This window comes from Kitasatospora sp. NPDC094015, from assembly GCF_040304075.1.
In the GTDB taxonomy this organism is placed as follows: domain Bacteria; phylum Actinomycetota; class Actinomycetes; order Streptomycetales; family Streptomycetaceae; genus Kitasatospora.
This window is the reverse complement of the sequence record NZ_JBEOUL010000027.1, coordinates 62,299-81,927: the sequence shown is the minus strand read 5'-3', so window position 1 is coordinate 81,927 and position 19,629 is coordinate 62,299. Positions and strand designations below refer to the sequence as shown.

Below are 19,629 nucleotides of genomic sequence, written 5' to 3'. Positions count from 1 at the left end.
CGGCCCGGTCAGCCGGCGGAGGTCATCGCGTCTCGCCGACGGCCTTGTTGAGGAGGACGACGTTGACGCCCTGCTGGCCGAGGAAGCCGAGCGAGCGGCTCTCGGTGTACCGGTGGACCAGCTTCTCGACGGCGTCCACCGGCAGGTTCCGGGCCTTGGCGACCCGGGCGACCTGCTCCTCGGCGTACGCCGGGGAGATGTGCGGGTCCAGACCCGAACCGGAGGCGGTGACCGCGTCCACCGGGACGCTCGCCGGGTCGACGCCGTCGAACGCGGCGACCTGGGCGCGGCGCTCCGCGACCGACCGGGCCAGCGCCTCGTCGTTCGGACCGAGGTTGGAGGCGCCGGAGGTCTTCGGGTCGTAGCCGTACGCGGAGGGCCGGGGCTGGAACCACTTCGGGTCGGGCTGCGCCTGCTCGTTCGGGTCGTCGGGGTTCTGCTTGGGCAGGTCGTAGGTCTGGCCGAGCAGGCTGGACCCGATCTCCTTGCCCTGCGAGCTGACGATCGAGCCGTTGGCCTTGGCGCCGAACGCGGCCTGGCCGACGCCGGTGACCAGCAGCGGGTAGGCGATGCCGAGGATCACCGTGAGCACCAGCAGCATCCGCAGCGCGGTGAGGTGGGTCCGTACGGAGGTGGGCAGTGGCTTGGGCATGGTGGCTGTTTCCTCCGTCTCAGCTCAGGCCGGGGATGAACTGGATGATCAGGTCGATCGCCTTGATGCCGACGAACGGCACCACCAGACCGCCCAGGCCGTACACCGCGAGGTTGCGGCGCAGCAGCGAACTGGCGTCCGAGGGGCGGTACTTGACGCCGCGCAGGGCGAGCGGGATGAGGCCGACGATGACCAGGGCGTTGAAGACGATCGCCGAGGTGATCGCCGAGGTCGGGCTGTGCAGGCCCATGACGTTGAGGTGGCGCAGGCCCGGGTAGACCCCGGCGAACATCGCGGGGATGATCGCGAAGTACTTGGCGACGTCGTTGGCGATCGAGAAGGTGGTGAGCGCGCCGCGGGTGATCAGGAGCTGCTTGCCGATCTCGACGATCTCGATCAGCTTGGTGGGGTTGGAGTCCAGGTCCACCATGTTGCCGGCCTCCTTGGCCGCCATGGTGCCGGTGTTCATCGCCACGCCGACGTCGGCCTGGGCGAGGGCCGGGGCGTCGTTGGTGCCGTCGCCGGTCATCGCGACCAGCTTGCCGCCGGCCTGCTCCTTCTTGATCAGGGCCATCTTGTCCTCGGGCGTGGCCTCGGCGAGGAAGTCGTCCACCCCCGCCTCCTGCGCGATCGCCCTGGCCGTCAGCGGGTTGTCTCCCGTGATCATGACGGTCCTGATGCCCATCCGGCGCAGCTCGTCGAAGCGCTCGCGCATGCCCTCCTTGACCACGTCCTTGAGGTGGATCACCCCCAGGACGCGGGGGGCCCGCTCGCCGTCCCGCTCGGCGACCACCAGCGGGGTCCCGCCGGCGGCGGAGATCCCGTCGACCAGCTGCGCGACGTCGGGGGCGACCCGGCCGCCGTTGTCCGTCACCCAGGCGGCGACCGAACCGGCCGCGCCCTTGCGGACCTGCTTGCCGTCGACGTCGACGCCCGACATCCGGGTCTGCGCGGTGAACGGCACCCAGGTGGCGTGCGCCAACTCACCCTGGGCGCGGGCCCGCAGGCCGTACCCGGTCTTGGCGAGCACGACGATCGAACGGCCCTCGGGGGTCTCGTCCGCGAGCGAGGACAGCTGGGCGGCGTCCGCCAGGTCGGCCACGGTGACGCCCTCGGCCGGGAGGAACTCGGCGGCCTGCCGGTTGCCGAGGGTGATGGTGCCGGTCTTGTCCAGCAGCAGGGTGTTCACGTCCCCCGCGGCCTCGACCGCGCGGCCCGACATGGCGAGCACGTTGCGCTGCACCAGCCGGTCCATGCCCGCGATGCCGATCGCCGAGAGCAGCGCGCCGATCGTGGTCGGGATGAGCGCGACGATCAGCGCGACCAGCACGATCATCGACTGCGGGGCGCCGGCGAAGGTCGCCATCGGCTGCAGGGTGACCACCGCGATCAGGAAGACGATGGTGAGGGACGCCAGCAGGATGTTGAGGGCGATCTCGTTCGGGGTCTTCTGCCGGGCGGCGCCCTCGACCAGCGCGATCATGCGGTCGATGAAGGACTTGCCGGGCTCGGAGGCGATCTTCACCACGATCCGGTCGGACAGCACCTTCGTGCCGCCGGTCACGGCCGAGCGGTCGCCGCCGGACTCGCGGATCACCGGCGCGGACTCGCCCGTGATCGCCGACTCGTCGACGCTGGCGACGCCTTCGACGACGTCACCGTCGCCGGGGATGATCCCGCCGGCCTCGACCACCACGTGGTCGCCGAGCCGCAGCGCGGTGCCGGGCACCTCCTCCTCGGCCGGCGAGGCGGGCCAGTCGACCAGTCGACGGGCGACGCTCTCGGTCTTCGTCCGGCGCAGCGTGTCGGCCTGGGCCTTGCCGCGGCCCTCGGCCACCGCCTCGGCCAGGTTGGCGAACACGGTGGTCAGCCAGAGCCAGACGGTGATCGCCCAGGCGAACACCGACGGGTCGGCGACGGCGGACACGGTGGTGACCACCGAGCCGACCTCGACCACGAACATCACCGGGTTCTTGACCATGACCCGGGGGTCGAGCTTGCGCACGGCGTCCGGCAGGGACCTGACGATCAGTTTCGGGTCGAGCAGGCCGCCGGAGACTCTGTGCGGAGCCGGCTCGGCAGCGGGCACCGCGGGGGCGGGCGGGGTAACGGTGGACGACATCAGTGGAGACCTTCCGCGATCGGCCCGAGGGCCAGGGCCGGGAAGTAGGTGAGGCCGACGACGATCAGGACGACGCCCGACAGCAGGCCCACGAACAGCGGCTTGTGGGTGGGCAGGGTGCCCGGGGTGGCGGGGACCGGCTGCTGCCGCGCCAGCGAACCGGCGAGGGCCAGCACGAACACCATCGGCAGGAACCGGCCGAGCACCATCGCCAGGCCCAGTGCCGTGTCGTACCACGGGGTGTTCACGGTGATGCCGGCGAACGCCGACCCGTTGTTGTTGGCGGCCGAGGTGAACGCGTACAGCACCTCGGAGAAGCCGTGCGGTCCGGAGTTGAGCATCCCGGCCCGCTCACCGGGCAGCGCCATCGCCGCACCGGTGCCGATCAGCACGATCGTCGGGGTCGTCAGGATGTAGAGGGAGGCGAACTTCATCTCCCGGCCGCCGAGCTTCTTGCCCAGGTACTCCGGGGTGCGGCCGACCATCAGGCCCGCCACGAACACCGCCACGATCGCCAGGATCAGCATCCCGTACAGGCCGGAGCCGGTACCGCCGGGTGCTATCTCGCCGAGCATCATGTTGAAGATGGTCAGCCCGCCGCCGAACGGCGTGAACGAGTCGTGGAAGGAGTTCACCGCACCGGTCGAGGTGAGCGTGGTGGAGGCGGCGAACAGGCTGGAGGCGGCGACGCCGAAGCGCTGTTCCTTGCCCTCCATCGCCCCGCCGGCGGCCTGCAGCGCGGCACCGGAGTGCTGGGACTCGGCGAAGGTGATCAGCGCGGCCGAGGCCACCCAGAACAGGGCCATCACCGCGACGATCGCGTACCCCTGGCGGTGGTCGCCGACCATCCGGCCGAAGGTCCGCGGCAGCGAGAAGGAGATCACCAGCAGCAGGAAGATCTCCAGCCAGTTGGTGAAGCCGTTCGGGTTCTCGAACGGGTGCGCCGAGTTGGCGTTGAAGAAGCCGCCGCCGTTGGTGCCCAGCTCCTTGATGACCTCCTGCGAGGCCACCGGCCCGCCCGGGATCGACTGCGGGTCGCCCGCCAGCGTGGTCAGCTCGTGGAAGCCGTGGAAGTTCTGCACCACCCCGCCCGCCATCAGCACCAGCGCGAAGACGATCGAGATCGGCAGCAGCAGGCGCAGGCAGATCCGGGTCAGGTCCACCCAGAAGTTGCCGACCCGGTCGGTGCGGTTGCGGGTGAAGCCGCGGATCAGCGCGGCCACGATGGCGATGCCGACGGCCGCGGAGACGAAGTTCTGCACCGCGAGGCCGGCCATCTGCACCAGGTGGCCCATCGCGGACTCGCCGCTGTAGGACTGCCAGTTGGTGTTGGTGGTGAACGAGATCGCGGTGTTCCAGGCCTGGTGCGGCGCCATCTCGGGCACGCCGAGGTTCAGCAGCAGGTGACCCTGGAGGCGGATCAGGCCGTAGAGGAAGAGGATCGAGACGGCCGAGAAGGCCAGGACCGACCGCAGGTAGACCGGCCAGCGCTGATCGGCGTCGCCGTCGACGCCGATCAGCTTGTAGAGGCCGCGTTCGGCTCTCAGGTGCTTGGCGGAGGTGAGCAGCTTGGCGATGTAGTCGCCGAGGGGGCGGTAGCACAGGGCCAGCGCGCCCACCAGGGCGAGGGCCTGGAGCCAGCCCGCGAGGGTGGAGCTCATGACCCCACCTCGTCGCGCGCGGCGGTGGCCCCGGCAGGGGTCGCACTCATGATTCGCTCGGTTCGGTCACTCATGATCAGAACTTCTCCGGGTGGATCAGCGCCACGACGAGGTAGCCGACGAGCGCGACGGCGACGAGGAGACCTGCGATGTGCTCGGCGCTCACAGCTTCTCCACCCCCCGCGCCAGCAGGGCGATGACGGCGAACACGACGACCGTGACGCCGACGAAAACGAGATCGAGCATGGGCTCCACCCAGGTGGTTCCGAACCTTGCCGCGGCCGCCGTCGGGGCGGTCACGACACCGGTCGAAGGACCGGCTCAGTCAGCAAAACAGCTGGTCGCAGCGGTGTGACGGCTCCTGACGCGCTCCATACGGCCGCCCTGGCAACCTTGACGCGGCCTTGATGCCGGCCTTACTCCGCCGGGGTGCGATCCGGCCGGAACACGCCGCCGGCCCCGGACAGCGGGGTGCTGTCCGGGGCCGGCGGCGGGGGGTCAGAGCTGTTCGGCGACCTGGCGGTCCTCCGCACCGGGCGCCGGCTCGGCGGCGGGCTCGGTGGCCGGTTCGGCCGCGGTCGCGGCGGCTGCCGCCGGACGGTTCGGCTCGCCGCGACGCACGGCGCCGGGGGCGCGGCGGGCCGGGTGGTCGGCGCGCGGCGCGGAGGCCAGCTGCCAGGGCACGCTGATCACCATCACACCGGAGCTGAACAGCAGCCGGCTCTTCAGCCAGAGCGCCGACTGGTTGTGCAGCAGGTGCTCCCACCAGTGCCCGACCACGTACTCCGGGATGAACACCGCGACGGCGTCGCGCGGGCTGGTGCGGCGCCCCGCCCGGACGTAGGAGACCACCGGCCGGGTGATCTCGCGGTACGGGGAGTCCAGCACCGTCAGCGGCACCTGGATCCCGTACGCCTCCCACTGCGCGCGCAGCTCGGCGGTGGCGTCCTTCTCGACCTCGACGGTGACGGCCTCCAGGGTGTCCGGGCGGAACGCCTCGGCGTAGCCCAGCGCGCGCAGGGTCGGCTTGTGCAGCTTGGAGACCAGCACGATGCCGTGCACCTTGGCCGGGCGGACCGACTCGGCGCGCGGGTCCTCGACGGCGAGTTCGGCCGCCACCGTGTCGTAGTGGCGGCGGATGCCGCGCATCATCAGCCACAGCACGAGGGCGGCGACCACGGCGAGCCAGGCGCCCTGGGTGAACTTGGTGAGCAGCACGATGACCAGCACCAGGGCGGTGGTGACCGCGCCGAGCCCGTTGATCACGCGGGAGCGGTGGGCGGCGGCGCGCACCGCGCCCTGCGCCGGTCCGGCCAGCAGCCGGTTCCAGTGCTTCACCATGCCGATCTGGGACAGCGTGAAAGAGGTGAACACGCCCAGGATGTACAGGTGGATCAGGCTGGTGACGTCGGCGTCGTAGAGCCAGAGCAGGGCGCCGGCGACCACGGCCAGCGCGATGATGCCGTTGGAGAACGCGAGGCGGTCGCCGCGGGTGTGCATCTGCCGTGGCAGGTAACGGTGTTCGGCGAGGATCGAGGCCAGCAGCGGGAAGCCGTTGAAGGCGGTGTTCGCGGCCAGGATCAGCACCAGCGCCGTCGCGGCCTGGATCAGGTAGAACAGGATGCTGTCGCTGCCGCCGAAGACCGCGGACGCCAGCTGGGCGATCACGGTCTGCTGGGTGTAGTTCGCGCAGTCCCCCGCCAGGCCGGTCAACCGGCAGGCGTCGTCGACGTAGTGGACCTTGGCGATCAGCGCCAGCGCGGTGACGCCGACGAACATCACCACGGCGGTGCCGCCCATCACCGCCATCGTGGTCGCCGCGTTGCGCGACTTGGGCGCCCGGAACGCGGGGACGCCGTTGGAGATCGCCTCGACCCCGGTCAGCGCGGTGCAGCCGGAGGCGAACGCCCGCAGCGCCAGCACCAGCAGTCCGAGCCCGGCGAGCGAGTCCCCGCCGTGCTCCGGCGCGATCCCGAAGGCCGCGCTCGGCGCCACCGGCGCGTCACCGAACACCACCCGCACCAGGCCGGTGACGATCATCAGCAGCATCCCACCGATGAACAGGTAGGTGGGCGCCGCGAAGGCGTTGCCCGACTCCCGGACGCCGCGCAGGTTCATCGCCATCAGCAGGGCCACGAAGCCGACCGCCATGGCCACCCGGTAGTCGGCCAGGCCGTTGAACGCGGAGATGATGTTGTCCACCCCGGAGGCGACCGACACCGCGACCGTCATCACGTAGTCGACGAGCAGCGAGGCGGCGACCACCAGGCCGGAGTTCGGGCCGAGGTTGCGGGACACCACTTCGTACGAGCCGCCGCCGCTCGGGTAGGCGTGCACGACCTGCCGGTAGGAGGCGACGACGACGACCATCAGCGCCACCACGCCCGCCGCGACCCACGGGGTGAGGTAGAGGAACGCGGTGCCCCCGACGGTGAGGACGAGCAGGATCTCCTGGGTGGCGTACGCCACCGAGGACAGCGGGTCGGAGGCGAAGATCGGCAGCGCCAGCCGCTTCGGGAGCAGGGTCTCGCCCAGCTCCTCGCTGCGCATGGCCCGGCCGATGACGAGGCGCTTCAGCGCCTGGGGCAGATTGAACACACGGGCGAGCGTAGGGCGCGTGAGCGGACCGGCAAGGCCCCCGCAACGGGCCGCGCCGAGCCCGCCGCCGCCGGTATCGCCGCAGGTCAAAGCGGTCAGCGGGGCCCGACCACCGGCACGTACCGGGGGCTGCGGGCCGCCGTTAAGGGATCGTCAAGATATCGCGATCCCGCCCCCCATACCGCTACCAAAGGGACATACCGCCCCGGCCGGTCGTCACATCCGCAGGCGCAGCCGGCACACCACCGCGTCGCTGTGCCGGCGCAGCGCCCGGTCGATCACCGCGCCGCGCTGGTTCTGCAGGACGCGCTGCCACAGCCGGGCGGGCTCCACCTCGGGGATCAGCACGGTGATCCGGTCGTAGGCGCGCTCGCTGCCGAGCTCGCCGACGAAGGCGGCGATCGGCCGGCCGAGCCGGCGGTGGGCGTCGGCGATCTCCACCAGCGGCACGCCGGGCCGCCAGAGCTCCCAGTCCCGGCGCAGCGCCTCGGCGGCCCGGCGGTCCTCCGGGTCGGGCGCGGTGTGGACCACGGTGACGGCGAGCACCTCGTCCCCGAGCGAGGCCGCGGCGCTCAGCGCCTCCCGGGTGAGCCGGGTGATGGCGTGCACCGGGACGACCACCAGCGAGCGCTGGCGGGTGACCGGGCCGGGCACCCGGCCGAGCTCCAGCCGGGCGCCGATCCGCAGGTAGGTGCGGTGGACCAGCTCGAACAGGAGCACCATCAGCGGCAGCGCGAGGCAGATGCCCCAGGCTCCCTCGGTGAACTTCGTCCCGGTGACCACCAGCGTGGCGACCCCGGTGAGAAACGCGCCGAAGCCGTTGAGCAGTGCCTTGCCCCGCCATCCCGGCCCGCGTTCCCGGTTCCAGTGCCTGACCATGCCGATCTGGCAGATGGTGAAGCCGACGAAGACCCCGATGGCGAACAGCGGGACGAGGCGGTTGACGTCGCCGCCCGAGCCGACCAGCAGGACGCCGGAGACCAGTGCGAGGAACAGGACGCCGTGCCGGTGCACCTGGTGGTCGGCGCGCAGGGCGAACACGTGCGGCAGGTGGTTGTCCCGGGCGAGCAGGCGCATCAGCACCGGCAGGCCGCCGAACGAGGTGTTGGCCGCCAGACCGAGCAGGACCACGGTGGCGAACTGGACCAGGTAGAAGCCGAAGCCGTGGCCGAGCGAGGCGTCCGCGAGCTGGGCCAGCACGGTCACCCCCTCGACCGGCTGGAGGTGGAACCGGCCGATCAGCACCGCCAGGCCGATCAGCATCACCCCGAGCAGGCCGCCGAGCGCGACCTCGGTGTGCTGGGCCCGCCGGACCCGGGGCGCCCGGAAGGACGGCACGGCGTTGGCCACCGCCTCGACCCCGGTCAGCGCCGAGCAGCCGGCCGCGAAGGCTCTCAGCAGCAGCAGCAGCGCGCCGACCGAGGTGGCGCCACCGGCCAGCGCGGAGGCGTGCCCGGCGGCGGCCGCCGTCGACGCGGGCGCGTCCCGGAACAGCCCCACGACGACGATCGCGAGGATCGACAGCACGAAGACCGCGGTCGGCACCATGAACCAGCGGGCGGACTCGGCGATGCCCCGCAGGTTGACGGCGGTGACCAGGGCCAGCACGCCCAGGCACAGCCAGACCCGGTCCGCGGCCAGGCCCGGCACGGCCGAGGTCAGCGCGGCCACCCCGGCGGTGACCGAGACGGCGACGTTCAGGATGTAGTCGATCACCAGCGAGGCGGCGGCCGTCAGCGCGGCCCGCCGGCCCAGGTGCGCCTTGGCGACCGCGTACGAGCCGCCGCCGTCCGGGAACGCGGCGATCACCTGGCGGTAGGAGGCCACCAGCACCGCCAGCAGCACCGCGATCGCCGCGGTGACCGGCAGGGTGAAGCCCAGCCCGTAACCACCGGCCGCGGCCAGCACCAGCACGATCGACTCGGGGCCGTAGGCCACCGAGGCCATCGCGTCGAGCGAGAGCGCCGCCAGACCGCCGACCGCGCTCAGCTTGTCGCGCTGCTGCTCGGGGTGGTGCTGCTCGGGGCCGTGGTGCTCCGGGCCGTGGGGCTCGGCCTGCTGCTCGGGGCCGTGGATCGGCTGCGCGCCGGGATCGGGGGGCTCGGCCGCACCGGCGGCCGGGGTCGGCTGCGGCGCGTCGATGGCACCGAACATGGGATGAACCTCCGTGGGTCGAACGTCGTGCCTGGATGCTGACCCGCCCGGGGAGCGGGCGCCGGCGGTCCGAACGGGATCCTGACGCCCGGGGCGCCCGCCCTGACGCGGTCCTGACGCGGCCGTGAATTCGTGCGTCCGGCCGGACGCACGGGCGCCCGGGCACGCGGACGCCCGGCGCCGGTGGCACGCGGCGCCGGGCGGGATCGTGGCCGGACAGGACTCGGGATCAGGATTCGGGGTCAGGGCTCGGCGGGCGGCGCCGACGGGGTCAGCCGCCCGGGACGGCGAGCAGCTGCACCCGGACCCGGCGCCTGGGCAGGGCCGCAGGGAGCGACGCCACCAGCGCGGTGATGGCGAGCAGGCCGAGGCGGGCCGCTTCGGGCCCCACGCCGTCCCAGCCCAGAGCGGCGGCGCGGTGCACCACGAAGCCGTTGAGGAACAGCCAACCGGCCCCGCCGATCAGCGGCGCCGCCGCCGGCCGGGACACCGCACCGAGACAGGCGCCGAGCGCGGCGAAGCCGCCGACCGCCACCCCGTACCGGTGCTGCGCACCGGCCAGGGACAGCAGCACGGTCAGCGCCGCGTACCCGACCAGGGCGACCGCGGCCGACCCGTCGGCCGGGAGCCGGTCGACCACCGGACGGTACGAGCGCCGTCCCGGGCGAGCGCGGTAGAGCCTCATCCGCCTGTCACCCCTCCTGGCGCCGGGCCGGCGTCACGCGGCGTCAGGCCGCCAGGGAGGCCGGGCGCGGGGCCTCCACCCGGACCGGACGGAGGGCGGGCGACCCGGACGGCGGGACGGCGACCACCGTGCAGGCTGCGCGGGCCAGGCAACGGCGGGCCACCGAGGAGTGCAGGATCCGGCTCAGCCGGCCGCGGCGGCCGGCGCCGACCACCAGGAGGTCGTCGGGCCGGTCGGCGATCTCCAGCAGGGCCGGGCCGACCTCGCCCCGGATCACCACCGGCTCGACGCGCAGGCCCGCCGGGTAGCCGCCGATGGCCCGGGCGACGGCGGCGTCGAGCCGCTCGGCGGCGGCCCGCTCCCACAGCCTCGCCAGCGGCGGGCACGGCCGGGTGCGGTAGGCGGCCTCGCCGCCGGGCGGCGTCCAGGCGATGACGGGCACCAGGATGCTGTCGCGGCGCTCGGCCTCCGCCACCGCGCGGCACAGTGCCGCCGCGTTGCCGGACGATCCGCTGACTCCGATGATGACCCGGGTGTCCTCGGCCATGGTGCTTCGCTTCCTTCGGTCGTCGCCACAGGCCGTTCGACCTGTGATTCCTTGGCATGGTCCCCGGGTTGCCGATCGATTCACTGATCGACTCCGGTTCTGCCCTCGGATCCAGTAGACGCCCGGTCGGTGCCGGTGTCAGCGGCCTTAACGCTCCGGCTACGCGGGACGCCGCGTCCTTGACGCTCCCCTGACGCCCGGCCCCGCCCCCGGTGGTGCGGAGGGGAGCGCGACCCGGCGCCGCGGTGGCGGTACCGGACTCCCCCCACGGAGCCGGCCCGCCACCTCGCCGAGGACGCCAGCGCGACAGACGCCCCGCGCCGACCCGTCCTGACGTTCCCCTGACGGTCCGGGCTCCGGTCCTGACGCCTCCCCCTCCCCTGGGTCGCCCCGGGAGCGGAACCGGGTCAAGGTGCCGTCAGGAGGCCGCCCCCGCAGGTCAACGAGGCGTCAGGGGGGCCGGTCGGACCGGGCGGTGCGGCCTAGCGTCGGGGCGGCACCGTCCACCGTCCATCGTCCGCGTCCCGTCACCCGGAGCACCAGCCGTGAGCCGTAGCGAACCGCCGCCCGACGCCCCCGACGACCCGTCCCGCTCCGCCGTGCGGCGCCCGCGGTGAGCGGCGACGGTCCACCGGCCGCGCTCGACGAGGTGGACCTCCAGCTGCTGTCGGCCCTGCGCGTCGACGGCCGGGCGCGGGCCAGCACGCTCGCCCGCCGGTTCCGCCTGAGCGAGGCGGCCGTCGGCGCCCGGCTGCGGCGGCTGGTCGGGCGCGGCGTCCTCACCGGTGTCCACGCGGAGGTCGACCCGCGGGCCCTGGGCCGCCCGTTGCAGGCGATCGCCCGGGTGCGGCACGGGCCGGTCCCGTTGGACTTCGACCAGCTGGCCGCCCGGATCCCCGCCCTGCAGGGTGGACTGGCCCTCGCCGGCGAGGCCGACCTCGAACTGCACCTGGCCTGCATCGACCAGCAGGAGCTGCACGCCGTCGTCGCCGAGCTCCGGCGCTGCGGCGCCGCCGTCCGCGTGGAACTGGTCCTGCGCCGACTCGTCCCCGTCGCACCCGCAGGTCCGGCGGGCTGAGCCGGGCCCGCCCGGGTGCCCATGGTCGGGCCCCGGTCACCGGGATGCGCGTCAGAGCCGCGTCAAGGGCGGGCCGCCGTGCGTAGCGCCCGCGTCAACGGCCGCTCCGGGAGCGGCGGTCCGGGCAGGAGGCAGGTGTGAGCCGAGCGGCCCCACCGATCGGCCTCACCGGGCGGTGGAGCCCGGCGGGCGGGCGGGAGCGGATAGAAGGCGGAACGTCATGATCGAAGGCATCCGGGTGGTCGTCGGCGTCGACGGCTCGGCGAGCGGGCTCGCCGCGCTGCGGCGGGCGGCTCAGGAGGCGGACCGGCGCGGCGCCGTCCTGGTCCCGGTGGTGGCCCGGACGGCGGACGGCCGTTCCGGGCCGCCCGCCGACGCGGCGCGGGCCGCGCGCAGACGGCTGGACGCGGTGGTCGGGCAGGCCTGCGGCGGCTACCCGCACGGGATCCTGATCCGCCCGCTGGTGGTCGCCGCCGCCGAGCCGGGACACGCCCTGGTCGCGGCCGCCGATCGGCCCACCGACCTGCTGGTCCTGGGGGCCGCCGACGGGAGCCGGCTGCGGCACGCGCTGCACGGCTCGGTGGACCGGTACTGCCGGGCGCACGCGGTCTGCGCGGTGCTGGTGGTCCGTACGTCCGGACGGGAGCCGGTCGCCCGCGACGGCGCCGCGTCACCGTGTCCGGGGCGGTGGAACGGCCGCGCCGCTCAGGCCGGGGCGGGCCGGAGCAGGTCGTCGACCAGAGTGTCCACGAAGCCGCGGGGGATGCTCGCGCCCGTCAGGGCCCGGTAGACGATCGGGCCGAGGAGGGCGTCCAGGGTGGCGTCCGGGCCGAGGGCCGGGGAGATCTCGCCCGCGTCGACCGCGCGGGCGAGCAGGTCGCGTTCCTGGCTCCGGCGCGGGTCGAGGTAGCGCTGGCGGAAGCGTTCGGCCGTGCCGGGGTCGTGCTGCGCCTGGGCGATCAGCGCCAGCAGCACCTTCCCGGCCGGGTCGCGGGTGACGAACCGCGCGAAGGCGCGCAGGTAGGCGCGGATGCTCTCGGTGGTGGGCCGGTCGACCGGGACGGGGAGGCGCTTGGCGCTGTCCTCGATGAGGGTGTCGAGGAGGATCTCGGTCTTCGAGGGCCACCAGCGGTAGATCGTCTGCTTGGCGACACCGGCCCGGCGCGCGATGGCCTCGACGGTCAGGGCGGCGAAGCCGTGCTCGGCGAGCAGGTCGTCCGCGGCGTGCAGGACGGCCAGCCGGGCGGTCTCGTCACGCCGGCTGCCGGACCGTGCCCGGGGGGCGTGCGCATTCTCGGCGGACATGCCCGCCACCCTACCCGCCGCCGGCGGCCGGTCCGAAGCTGGACGCGACGTCTTGTCTAGACGAGACGTTGCGTCTAGTCTTGGCGCTCCGAACAGTCCCGACCAGTGCAGGAGAACTCATGCCCACCACCTCGGACCGCCGGGCCCTCGTCATCGGCGCCTCCCGCGGGCTCGGCCTCGTGCTCGCCGACGAACTCGCCCGGCGCGGCTGGCAGGTCATCGCCACCACGCGCGGCAGCAGCGGCGAGCTGGAGGCGAAGGTCCGCGCCAGGGACGGACGGCTGACGGTCGAGTCACTGGAGATGACCAGTCCCGAGCAGCTCGCCGCGCTCCGCGAGCGCCTGGACGGCCGCCCGCTCGACCTGCTCTTCGTCAACGCCGCCATCGACCGCGGCAACCTGCCGATCGGCGAGGTCCCGACCGGGATGTTCACCGAGGTGATGGTCACCAACGCGCTGAGCCCGCTGCGCGTCCTGGAAGCCCTCCGCGGCGCCGTCGTACCCGGCGGGACGGTCGCGGTGATGTCCTCCGAGCAGGGCAGCGTCTCGCTCAACACCGAGGACGGCTACGAGCTCTACAAGGCGAGCAAGGCGGCGCTGAACCAGCTGATGCGCAGCTACGCGACCCGCTACGCCGGGGACGGGCGGACCAAGCTGCTGATCGACCCCGGCCACAACCGGACCGAACTCGGCGGGCCGGACGCCCCCCTGGTGCCGGAGGAGAGCGTCCCGGCCGTCGTCGACGTCCTGGAGGCCCAGGCCGGCGCGCCGGGCCTGCAGTTCCTGGACCGCCACGGCGAGACCGTGCCCTGGTAGCGGCGGCTCAGTCCAGGTAGTCCATCGCGAGCCGGCAGCGCGCGCCCGGCGCCCGGCGCAGCTGGTCACCGGCGTCGGCGTCGGCGACCGGCGCGGCCGTCGGGGCCGCCATCGGGGCGGCCATCGGGGCGGGCGGGGCTGGCGGGAGGGAGGCGGTCCGGGGCGACAGCTGGCCCCGGCGGGAGGTCGGGAGGCTCTCGGGCGAGCCGTTGGCCCCGGGAACGGCGCAGGTGCCGACGCTCGTGGTCATGGTGGTTCCTTCCGGTTCGGTGCTCCTGCCACCAGTGGAGACCCGATCGGCGCCGGCCGCATCCGGCCTTGACGGGCCGACTACGCCGGACCGCCCGGCCTTGACGCCGCCTTGACGCGGCGCCGGTCCGCCGTCAACGCCGTGTCAGGACGGCCGCGGCGGGGATCAAGGGACCGTCAGGACCGGGCCGCGGCGCCCGGCGGGCGGGCATAGCTTCGGTACCGAGCCTGCGGCCCGCCCCGAAGACCCGGGACACGGCGCCAGGCGCGTCACCGAGGCCCGCCACCCAGGCCCGTTACCCGCGCGGAGGAACACCATGGACCAGCCCCGGAACGTCGAGGATCCCGAGCCCGCCCCACACGGCCCGGCCGGACTCCTGCTCGTCCCCGTCCGGCCGGGCCCGCTCGGCTGCGCCGCCCGGATCTTCCGTACCCCGCTCGGCGACCGGACCGCCGTCGCCTTCAGCTGCGAGCGGCGGCTGCGGGCCGCGCTCGGCCCCGACCAGCGCTGGATCACCCTGGCCGAGCCCGCCGTACGGGCCCTGGCGGCGCCGCTGGGCATCACGGCGCTCGTGGTCGACCCGCAGCTGGTCGCCCAACCCGTGGGCCCGCTGGCCGAGTTGAGCGCCACGGAGCTGCGTCCGTTGCAGCACCAGCGCTGACCGCCCGCCTTCTCCGGTGCGACCACGCCGAGGAGCACCGCATGACCGTCACACCCCCGCCCGCGTCCCTCCCCCGGCCGCCCGGCCCGCGGGTTCAGTCCGCCGGGCGCTGCCACAGGCCGCGGGCTGCGAGCAGCGGCAGGACGCCCTCGCCGACCCGGTAGGCCTCCTCGAGGTGCGGGACCCCGGAGAGGATGAACTCCTCGATGCCGAGCCGGTGGTACTCCTCGATCCGGTCGGCGACCTCCGCGTGGCTGCCGACCAGGGCGGTGCCCGCGCCGCCGCGGACCAGGCCGATGCCGGCCCACAGGTTCGGGTGCACCTCCAGGCGGTCGGACGCACCCCCGTGCAGCTCGCGCATCCGGCGCTGGCCCTCGGACTCGCTGCGGGCCAGCGCCAGTTGGGTGCGGCGGATCCGCTCCGGGTCCATCCCGGCGAGCAGCCGGTCGGCCTCGGCCCAGGCCTCGGCGGAGGTGTCTCGGCTGATGGTGTGCAGCCGGACGCCGAACCGGGGGCGGCGGCCGTGCGCGGCGGCGAGCGTGCGGATCCGGTCGATCTTCTCCTTGACCTGCGGCGGGGGTTCGCCCCAGGTGAGGTACACGTCGGCGTGCCGGGCGGCGACCTGCTCGGCCTCCGGCGAGGAGCCGCCGAAGTAGACCTCGGGCACCGGGTCCGGCAGCCGGGCCAGCCGGGCGCCCTCGACCCGCAGGTGCTCGCCGTGGTGGTCGACCGTCTCGCCCCGCCACAGCCGCCCGGTGATGTCGAGGAACTCCCCGGCCCGGGCGTAGCGGCCCGCCTTGTCCAGGAAGTCGCCGTACGCCCGCTGTTCGTCCGACTCGCCGCCGGTGACCACGTTGAGCAGCAGCCGGCCCCGCGACTGGTACTGGTAGCTGGTCGCCATCCGGGCGGCCAGCGTGGGGCTGAGCAGGCCGGGCCGGAACGCGACCAGGTACTTCAGCCGTTCGGTGACCCGGGTGAGCATCGCGGTGGTCAGCCAGGCGTCCTCGCACCAGGGCCCGGTCGGGGTGAGCGCGCCGGTGAAGCCCACCTGCTCGGCGGCGCGGGCGATCTGGCCCAGGTAGGCGAGGTCGGGCGGCCGGTCGGAGCCGGCCGCGCCGGGGGTGGAGCCGTGGCCCCCGCCGACCACCTGGCGGCTGTCGCCGGTGGTCGGCAGGAACCAGTGCAGCGTCAGTGCCACCGGCCCTCCCCCGGCGTGCCGGCCGCTGGGGCGGGCGCTTCGGTGACGGGGGCTCCGGGGACAGCGGCGGCGGGGACGGCGGGGGCGAAGCCGCCGAACCCGCCGTCGTGGTGGACCAGCGGCGCGCCGCCGTCGGTCCGGGCGGCGATCACCTCGCCGACCACCAGCAGGTGGTCACCGACCGGCTGGAACTGGACCGGACGGGCCGTCAGCCGGGCGGCCACCCCGTCCAGCAGCGGGGTACCGTGCGGTCCGGGCTCCCAGGCGGTCCCCGCGAAGCGGTCCACCCCGCTGCGGGCGAAGCGGCGGGCCAGCTCCTCCTGGTCGGCACTGAGCAGGTGGACGGTGAACGCCTCGGCGGCGCGTACGGCGGGTGCGGTGGACGCACCCCGCGCCAGGTAGAAGGAGACCAGGGCCGGTTCCAGGCTGACCGAGGTGAACGAGGTGGCGGTGAAGCCGGCCGGGCCCGGGACGGTGATCACGACGACGCCGGCGGCGTGCCGGCGCAGCGTCCGGCGGAGCAGGTCGGCGGGGGCGGTGGGCCCGGTGCGGGGGCGTTCGTCCACGGCGGTCATGGGGTGTGTCCTTCCCTTGCAACGACGGTGGCGGCGGCGGTGGCGGCGACGGGGCCGGCGTCGAGGAGGAGCGGCAGCCGGTCCGGGCCGGCCGGGTCGGCGCCGCCGGCCCGCAGCCGTTCCAGCCACTGGACGATCTGGGCGGCGACGCTGCGGTGCGCCGCGTCGTTGAGGACGTCGTGCACGCCGTCGGCGACCAGGACGAGTTCGGCCCGCCCCAGCCGCGCGGCCAGCCGGCGCGCCGCGGCCAGCGGGACGACCGGGTCGGCGGCCCCGTGCAGCACGAGCACGGGCAGGTCCGGGGCCGCGGCCCCGGCGGCGGCCGCGAGTTCGGCGGCCACCGGCACACCGAGCAGGCCGGGCCGGAAGGCCTGGTCCGCGGCGAGCAGGCCGCGGTGGACGGGGCAGGCCGTACGGGCGGCGAGCTCGTCGGTCCAGCCCGATCCGGCCGGGTGGCGGCTGTCGGGGGCGCCGGCGAGCAGCACGGCGTCGGGGCGGGCCGCGCCCGCGGCGGCGGCGAGCGCGAGCAGGGCGCCGGTGTCGGAGCCGGCCAGCACGACCGGTCCGGGGTGCTGCCGGGCGGCGGCGACCTGCTCGGCGAGGTGGCCGGTGTCGGCGAGCGAGCGCACCTCGGCCGGAGCCTGCACCTGGTAGCCGTCGAAGGCCAGCCGGCGCCCGAACCTGCCGTACAGGCCGGGGTGTTCGCCCCGGCCGGGGAGCAGCAGGACGGTGCCGCGGACGGCGGTGCCGGGTGCGGGCGCCCAGTGCTCGGCGGCGAGCCGCGCGGGGGCGGTCACCGGGCCGCGCCGGCGGCGGCGACCAGCGGGGCGGCGGACTCGGCGACGGCAGCGGACCCGGCCGTGGCCCGGGCCTCGGCCGCGGCGGCGGCGTCGCGGCGCGCGACCTCCTGGCGGACCAGCGGCAGCAGTTCGCGGCCGTAGTCGGTGGCGTCGTCGAGCGGGTCGTAGCCGCGGATCAGCAGGGTGCCGACGCCGAGGTCGACGTAGTCCAGCAGTGCCTGCGCGACGGTCTCGGGGGTGCCGACCAGGGCGGTGGAGTTGCCGGCCGCGCCGGTCGCGGCGGCCGGGGCCGTCCACAGGGCCCGGTCGTGCCGGTCGCCCTTGGCCGCGGCGGCCAGCAGCCGCTGGGAGCCGACGTTCTGCGGGGTGGCGCCGGGTCCGGCGGGCAGGATGGCCCGGCGCCCGCCGAAGGCGTCCGCGCGGCTGCGGATGGTGTCGAGGATGCGATGGGCGCGGCTCCAGGCCTCGTCCTCGGTGCGGCCGAGGATCGGGCGGAAGGAGACGCTGAAGCCGGGGAGTTCGGTGCGGCCGGCGGCCTCGGCGGCGGCCCGGACCCGGGCGATCTGCTCGGCGGTCTCGGCCAGCGGCTCGCCCCAGAGGGCGAAGGTGTCGGCGTGCTTGCCGCCGACCCGGTAGGCGGCCTCGGAGGAGCCGCCGAAGAACAGCGGGATGCGCGGCCGCTGGGCCGGGCGGACCTCGGAGTGGAAGTCGGCGAAGCGGTAGTAGGGGCCGTCGTGGTCGAAGGGCTCGTCCCGGGTCCACGCCTCGGTCAGGACGGTGAGGTAGTCGTCGGTGCGGGCGTAGCGCTCGTCCTTGGTGAGGTGGTCGCCGTCGCGGCGCTGCTCGGCGTCGTGGCCGCCGGTGATGACGTGGACGGCGACCCGGCCGCCGGAGAACTGGTCGAGGGTGGCGAAGGTGCGGGCGGCTACGGTCGGGGCGATGAAGCCGGGCCGGTGGGCGATCAGCAGCCCGAGGCGCTCGGTGTGGGCTGCGACGTAGGCGGCGACCTGGTTGGGGTCGGGGCTGGCGGAGGACTGGGCGATCAGGATCCGGTCGAAGCCGGCCTCCTCGTGCGCCCGGGCGAAGCGGCGGGTGTAGTCGGCGTCGACGACCGGGCCGCTCGCGGGGCGGGTCTCGGAGACGTCGTGGGTGGAGATCATCCCGATGAACTGGACGGGCATGGTCAGTTTCCTTCGCTGGAGATGGTGGTTGAGGTGGAGGAGGTGGAGCGGGCCGTCCGGGCGGCGAGGCCGGCCCGGCCGGCGGCGAGCAGGACGGTGTCGTCCTGCGGGGTGTGCACCCGGCTGCAGAGCACGTCCCGCAGGTGGCGCTGGAGCGGGTGGTGGCGGGTGAGTCCCGGGTTGCCGGTCAGCTCGACGGCCTGCTGGACGGCCTCGACGGCGGCCCGGGTGCCGAGCAGCTTGGCCCCGGGGGCCTCCTCGGCGGCGCCGGGTTCGCCGGCGTCGACGGCCACGGCGAGGGCGGCGGTCAGCCGCTCGGCCCCGGCGAGCGCGACGTCGATCCCGCCCAGCGCGCTCCGGAACCGCGGCAGCGTGGCGAGCGGCGCGCCGAGCGCGGTCGGGGTGCGCTCCAGCAGGAAGTCGGCCAGCCAGGTACGCGCGGCCCGGGCGACGCCGAGGTAGAGGGCGGTCAGGCCGAGCGCGTTCCAGGCGCCGCCCACCGCGTCCCGACCGCCGTCGGCGCCGGGCGCCGCGAGGTGGGTGACGTGGCCGAGCGGTACCCGCACCCGGTCGAGCAGGACGTCGTCGCTGCGGCTGGCCCGCAGGCCCAGGTGGTCCCAGGTCGGCTCGACGGTGATGCCGGGCCGGTCGGACCGGACCAGGAAGGAGCCGACCCGGGGGACGCTCTCGTCGGTCCGGGCCCAGACCAGCATCCAGCGCAGGGCGACCGCCCCGGTGGAGAAGATCTTGCGCCCGGTCAGCTCCCAGTGGTCGCCGTCGCGTCGCGCCACCGTGGCGGGCAGCCCGCCGCGGACGGGGGTGCCGAGGTCGGGTTCCACCCGCAGGGCGTTGACCAGGGTGGGGCGTACGGCGGACTCGGCGAGCAGCTCGGCCAGCGGTTCGGTGGGCCAGTGCGGGCGCCGGGCCTGCGCGGCATGGGTGAACAGGGTCATCGCGGTGACCAGGGCCACCGCCGGGTCGCCCTCGCCGAGCGCCCGCAGGATCCGTACGGTGTCGGCGAGCCCGGCGCCCGGACCGCCGTGTCGCCGGTCGACGGTGGCGGTCAACAGGCCTGCGCGGTGCACGAGTTCGATGCCGGCGGCCGGGAAGGTGGCGTCCCGGTCGTGGTCGGCGGCGCGGGCGGCGAGCGCGGCCGTCAGGTCGGGCAGCCGGCCGAGGTCGGGCACGGGCAGGGGATGCGGCACGGGCAGGGGATGCGGCGCGGGCAGGGGACGCGGCGCGGACGGTGGCAGGGGTACGGGGACGGGCGGGGCGGCGGTCATCGGGGTGGTCTCCGGGAGAGCGGTGGGAACGGGGCCGGGAGAGCCTGGCTCGGCGTGGGCCGAC

Annotated in this window: 20 protein-coding genes; 4 read left to right on the top strand and 16 right to left on the bottom strand. The window is 74.8% G+C overall.

The genetic code is table 11. The annotated features are described in order from the left end of the window. Window positions 1-22: 22 nt before the first annotated feature. The 9 genes from kdpC to ABT014_RS26735 all read right to left on the bottom strand — a co-directional run bounded on the left by kdpC (window position 23) and on the right by ABT014_RS26735 (window position 10,419). Window positions 23-652 carry a K(+)-transporting ATPase subunit C gene (gene kdpC / locus ABT014_RS26775; protein ID WP_350641755.1) on the bottom strand — a complete coding sequence of 210 codons (630 nt, stop codon included), beginning with the start codon at window positions 650-652 and terminating at the stop codon, window positions 23-25. 19 nt (window positions 653-671) lie between these two features. Continuing rightward, a complete protein-coding gene (gene kdpB / locus ABT014_RS26770; RefSeq protein ID WP_350641754.1) occupies window positions 672-2,774 on the bottom strand; it encodes a potassium-transporting ATPase subunit KdpB in 2,103 nt (700 codons plus the stop codon). Further along, window positions 2,774-4,435, bottom strand: a complete 1,662-nt coding sequence (kdpA, locus tag ABT014_RS26765) for a potassium-transporting ATPase subunit KdpA (protein ID WP_350641753.1) — start codon at window positions 4,433-4,435, stop codon at window positions 2,774-2,776. The genes kdpB and kdpA overlap by 1 nt, the downstream gene beginning before the upstream one ends. A 76-nt stretch (window positions 4,436-4,511) precedes the next feature. Continuing rightward, complete coding sequence (gene kdpF, locus ABT014_RS26760; protein ID WP_350641752.1) at window positions 4,512-4,601, bottom strand: K(+)-transporting ATPase subunit F; 90 nt, start codon at window positions 4,599-4,601, stop codon at window positions 4,512-4,514. Continuing rightward, on the bottom strand, window positions 4,598-4,735 hold the full coding sequence (locus ABT014_RS26755) for a hypothetical protein (protein WP_350641751.1): 138 nt from the start codon (window positions 4,733-4,735) through the stop codon (window positions 4,598-4,600). Before ABT014_RS26755 ends, kdpF begins: the two co-directional genes overlap by 4 nt. 198 nt (window positions 4,736-4,933) lie before the next feature. Further along, window positions 4,934-6,985 (bottom strand): APC family permease, encoded by a 2,052-nt coding sequence (locus ABT014_RS26750; protein ID WP_350641764.1) that lies wholly within the window; start codon window positions 6,983-6,985, stop codon window positions 4,934-4,936. A gap of 264 nt (window positions 6,986-7,249) precedes the next feature. Further along, complete coding sequence (locus tag ABT014_RS26745) at window positions 7,250-9,187, bottom strand: APC family permease (protein ID WP_350641750.1); 1,938 nt, start codon at window positions 9,185-9,187, stop codon at window positions 7,250-7,252. Between the two features lie 271 nt (window positions 9,188-9,458). After that, on the bottom strand, window positions 9,459-9,872 hold the full coding sequence (locus ABT014_RS26740; RefSeq protein ID WP_350641749.1) for a hypothetical protein: 414 nt from the start codon (window positions 9,870-9,872) through the stop codon (window positions 9,459-9,461). Window positions 9,873-9,915: 43 nt separating this feature from the next. Further along, window positions 9,916-10,419 carry a universal stress protein gene (locus tag ABT014_RS26735; RefSeq protein WP_350641748.1) on the bottom strand — a complete coding sequence of 168 codons (504 nt, stop codon included), beginning with the start codon at window positions 10,417-10,419 and terminating at the stop codon, window positions 9,916-9,918. Window positions 10,420-11,032: 613 nt separating this feature from the next. Here ABT014_RS26735 and ABT014_RS26730 point away from each other — a divergent pair. Together ABT014_RS26730 and ABT014_RS26725 are read left to right on the top strand one after the other, a co-directional pair. Continuing rightward, window positions 11,033-11,497, top strand: coding sequence for an Lrp/AsnC family transcriptional regulator (locus ABT014_RS26730; protein ID WP_350641747.1), 465 nt, complete (start codon window positions 11,033-11,035; stop codon window positions 11,495-11,497). A gap of 220 nt (window positions 11,498-11,717) precedes the next feature. Continuing rightward, the gene (locus ABT014_RS26725; RefSeq protein ID WP_350641746.1) at window positions 11,718-12,287 is read left to right on the top strand and encodes a universal stress protein; all 570 of its coding nucleotides are present in this window, start codon (window positions 11,718-11,720) and stop codon (window positions 12,285-12,287) included. On the opposite strand, the gene ABT014_RS26720 is transcribed toward ABT014_RS26725, so the two are convergent. Further along, a complete protein-coding gene (locus ABT014_RS26720) occupies window positions 12,203-12,802 on the bottom strand; it encodes a TetR/AcrR family transcriptional regulator (protein WP_350641745.1) in 600 nt (199 codons plus the stop codon). The genes ABT014_RS26725 and ABT014_RS26720 overlap by 85 nt on opposite strands. Before the next feature lie 119 nt (window positions 12,803-12,921). Between ABT014_RS26720 and ABT014_RS26715 the strand changes: the two genes are divergently transcribed. After that, window positions 12,922-13,617 (top strand): SDR family NAD(P)-dependent oxidoreductase, encoded by a 696-nt coding sequence (locus ABT014_RS26715; RefSeq protein WP_350641744.1) that lies wholly within the window; start codon window positions 12,922-12,924, stop codon window positions 13,615-13,617. Between the two features lie 7 nt (window positions 13,618-13,624). Here ABT014_RS26715 and ABT014_RS26710 read toward each other — a convergent pair whose 3' ends face one another. After that, window positions 13,625-13,867 carry a hypothetical protein gene (locus ABT014_RS26710; protein WP_350641743.1) on the bottom strand — a complete coding sequence of 81 codons (243 nt, stop codon included), beginning with the start codon at window positions 13,865-13,867 and terminating at the stop codon, window positions 13,625-13,627. A gap of 316 nt (window positions 13,868-14,183) precedes the next feature. Between ABT014_RS26710 and ABT014_RS26705 the strand changes: the two genes are divergently transcribed. Continuing rightward, window positions 14,184-14,528, top strand: a complete 345-nt coding sequence (locus ABT014_RS26705) for an SAV_915 family protein (protein ID WP_350641742.1) — start codon at window positions 14,184-14,186, stop codon at window positions 14,526-14,528. Between the two features lie 94 nt (window positions 14,529-14,622). On the opposite strand, the gene ABT014_RS26700 is transcribed toward ABT014_RS26705, so the two are convergent. The 5 genes from ABT014_RS26700 to ABT014_RS26680 are packed head-to-tail and all read right to left on the bottom strand — an operon-like array spanning window position 14,623 to window position 19,487. After that, on the bottom strand, window positions 14,623-15,726 hold the full coding sequence (locus tag ABT014_RS26700) for an LLM class flavin-dependent oxidoreductase (protein WP_350641741.1): 1,104 nt from the start codon (window positions 15,724-15,726) through the stop codon (window positions 14,623-14,625). Next, complete coding sequence (locus ABT014_RS26695; protein ID WP_350641740.1) at window positions 15,717-16,301, bottom strand: flavin reductase family protein; 585 nt, start codon at window positions 16,299-16,301, stop codon at window positions 15,717-15,719. The genes ABT014_RS26700 and ABT014_RS26695 overlap by 10 nt, the downstream gene beginning before the upstream one ends. Next, window positions 16,298-17,098 carry an alpha/beta hydrolase gene (locus ABT014_RS26690; protein ID WP_350641739.1) on the bottom strand — a complete coding sequence of 267 codons (801 nt, stop codon included), beginning with the start codon at window positions 17,096-17,098 and terminating at the stop codon, window positions 16,298-16,300. Before ABT014_RS26690 ends, ABT014_RS26695 begins: the two co-directional genes overlap by 4 nt. Then, window positions 17,095-18,282 (bottom strand): LLM class flavin-dependent oxidoreductase, encoded by a 1,188-nt coding sequence (locus tag ABT014_RS26685; protein WP_350641738.1) that lies wholly within the window; start codon window positions 18,280-18,282, stop codon window positions 17,095-17,097. Before ABT014_RS26685 ends, ABT014_RS26690 begins: the two co-directional genes overlap by 4 nt. A gap of 2 nt (window positions 18,283-18,284) precedes the next feature. Continuing rightward, a complete protein-coding gene (locus tag ABT014_RS26680) occupies window positions 18,285-19,487 on the bottom strand; it encodes an acyl-CoA dehydrogenase family protein (RefSeq protein ID WP_350641737.1) in 1,203 nt (400 codons plus the stop codon). Window positions 19,488-19,629: the final 142 nt, after the last annotated feature.

What these genes read in the sequence shown, in the direction of transcription:
- kdpC (WP_350641755.1), bottom strand. Translation starts at nt 652, where the DNA reads ATGCCCAAGCCACTGCCCACCTCCGTACGGACCCACCTCACCGCGCTG.
- kdpB (WP_350641754.1), bottom strand. Translation starts at nt 2,774, where the DNA reads ATGTCGTCCACCGTTACCCCGCCCGCCCCCGCGGTGCCCGCTGCCGAG.
- kdpA (WP_350641753.1), bottom strand. Translation starts at nt 4,435, where the DNA reads ATGAGCTCCACCCTCGCGGGCTGGCTCCAGGCCCTCGCCCTGGTGGGC.
- ABT014_RS26750 (WP_350641764.1), bottom strand. Translation starts at nt 6,985, where the DNA reads ATGCGCAGCGAGGAGCTGGGCGAGACCCTGCTCCCGAAGCGGCTGGCG.
- ABT014_RS26745 (WP_350641750.1), bottom strand. Translation starts at nt 9,187, where the DNA reads ATGTTCGGTGCCATCGACGCGCCGCAGCCGACCCCGGCCGCCGGTGCG.
- ABT014_RS26740 (WP_350641749.1), bottom strand. Translation starts at nt 9,872, where the DNA reads ATGAGGCTCTACCGCGCTCGCCCGGGACGGCGCTCGTACCGTCCGGTG.
- ABT014_RS26735 (WP_350641748.1), bottom strand. Translation starts at nt 10,419, where the DNA reads ATGGCCGAGGACACCCGGGTCATCATCGGAGTCAGCGGATCGTCCGGC.
- ABT014_RS26725 (WP_350641746.1), top strand. Translation starts at nt 11,718, where the DNA reads ATGATCGAAGGCATCCGGGTGGTCGTCGGCGTCGACGGCTCGGCGAGC.
- ABT014_RS26720 (WP_350641745.1), bottom strand. Translation starts at nt 12,802, where the DNA reads ATGTCCGCCGAGAATGCGCACGCCCCCCGGGCACGGTCCGGCAGCCGG.
- ABT014_RS26715 (WP_350641744.1), top strand. Translation starts at nt 12,922, where the DNA reads ATGCCCACCACCTCGGACCGCCGGGCCCTCGTCATCGGCGCCTCCCGC.
- ABT014_RS26710 (WP_350641743.1), bottom strand. Translation starts at nt 13,867, where the DNA reads ATGACCACGAGCGTCGGCACCTGCGCCGTTCCCGGGGCCAACGGCTCG.
- ABT014_RS26705 (WP_350641742.1), top strand. Translation starts at nt 14,184, where the DNA reads ATGGACCAGCCCCGGAACGTCGAGGATCCCGAGCCCGCCCCACACGGC.
- ABT014_RS26695 (WP_350641740.1), bottom strand. Translation starts at nt 16,301, where the DNA reads ATGACCGCCGTGGACGAACGCCCCCGCACCGGGCCCACCGCCCCCGCC.
- ABT014_RS26685 (WP_350641738.1), bottom strand. Translation starts at nt 18,282, where the DNA reads ATGCCCGTCCAGTTCATCGGGATGATCTCCACCCACGACGTCTCCGAG.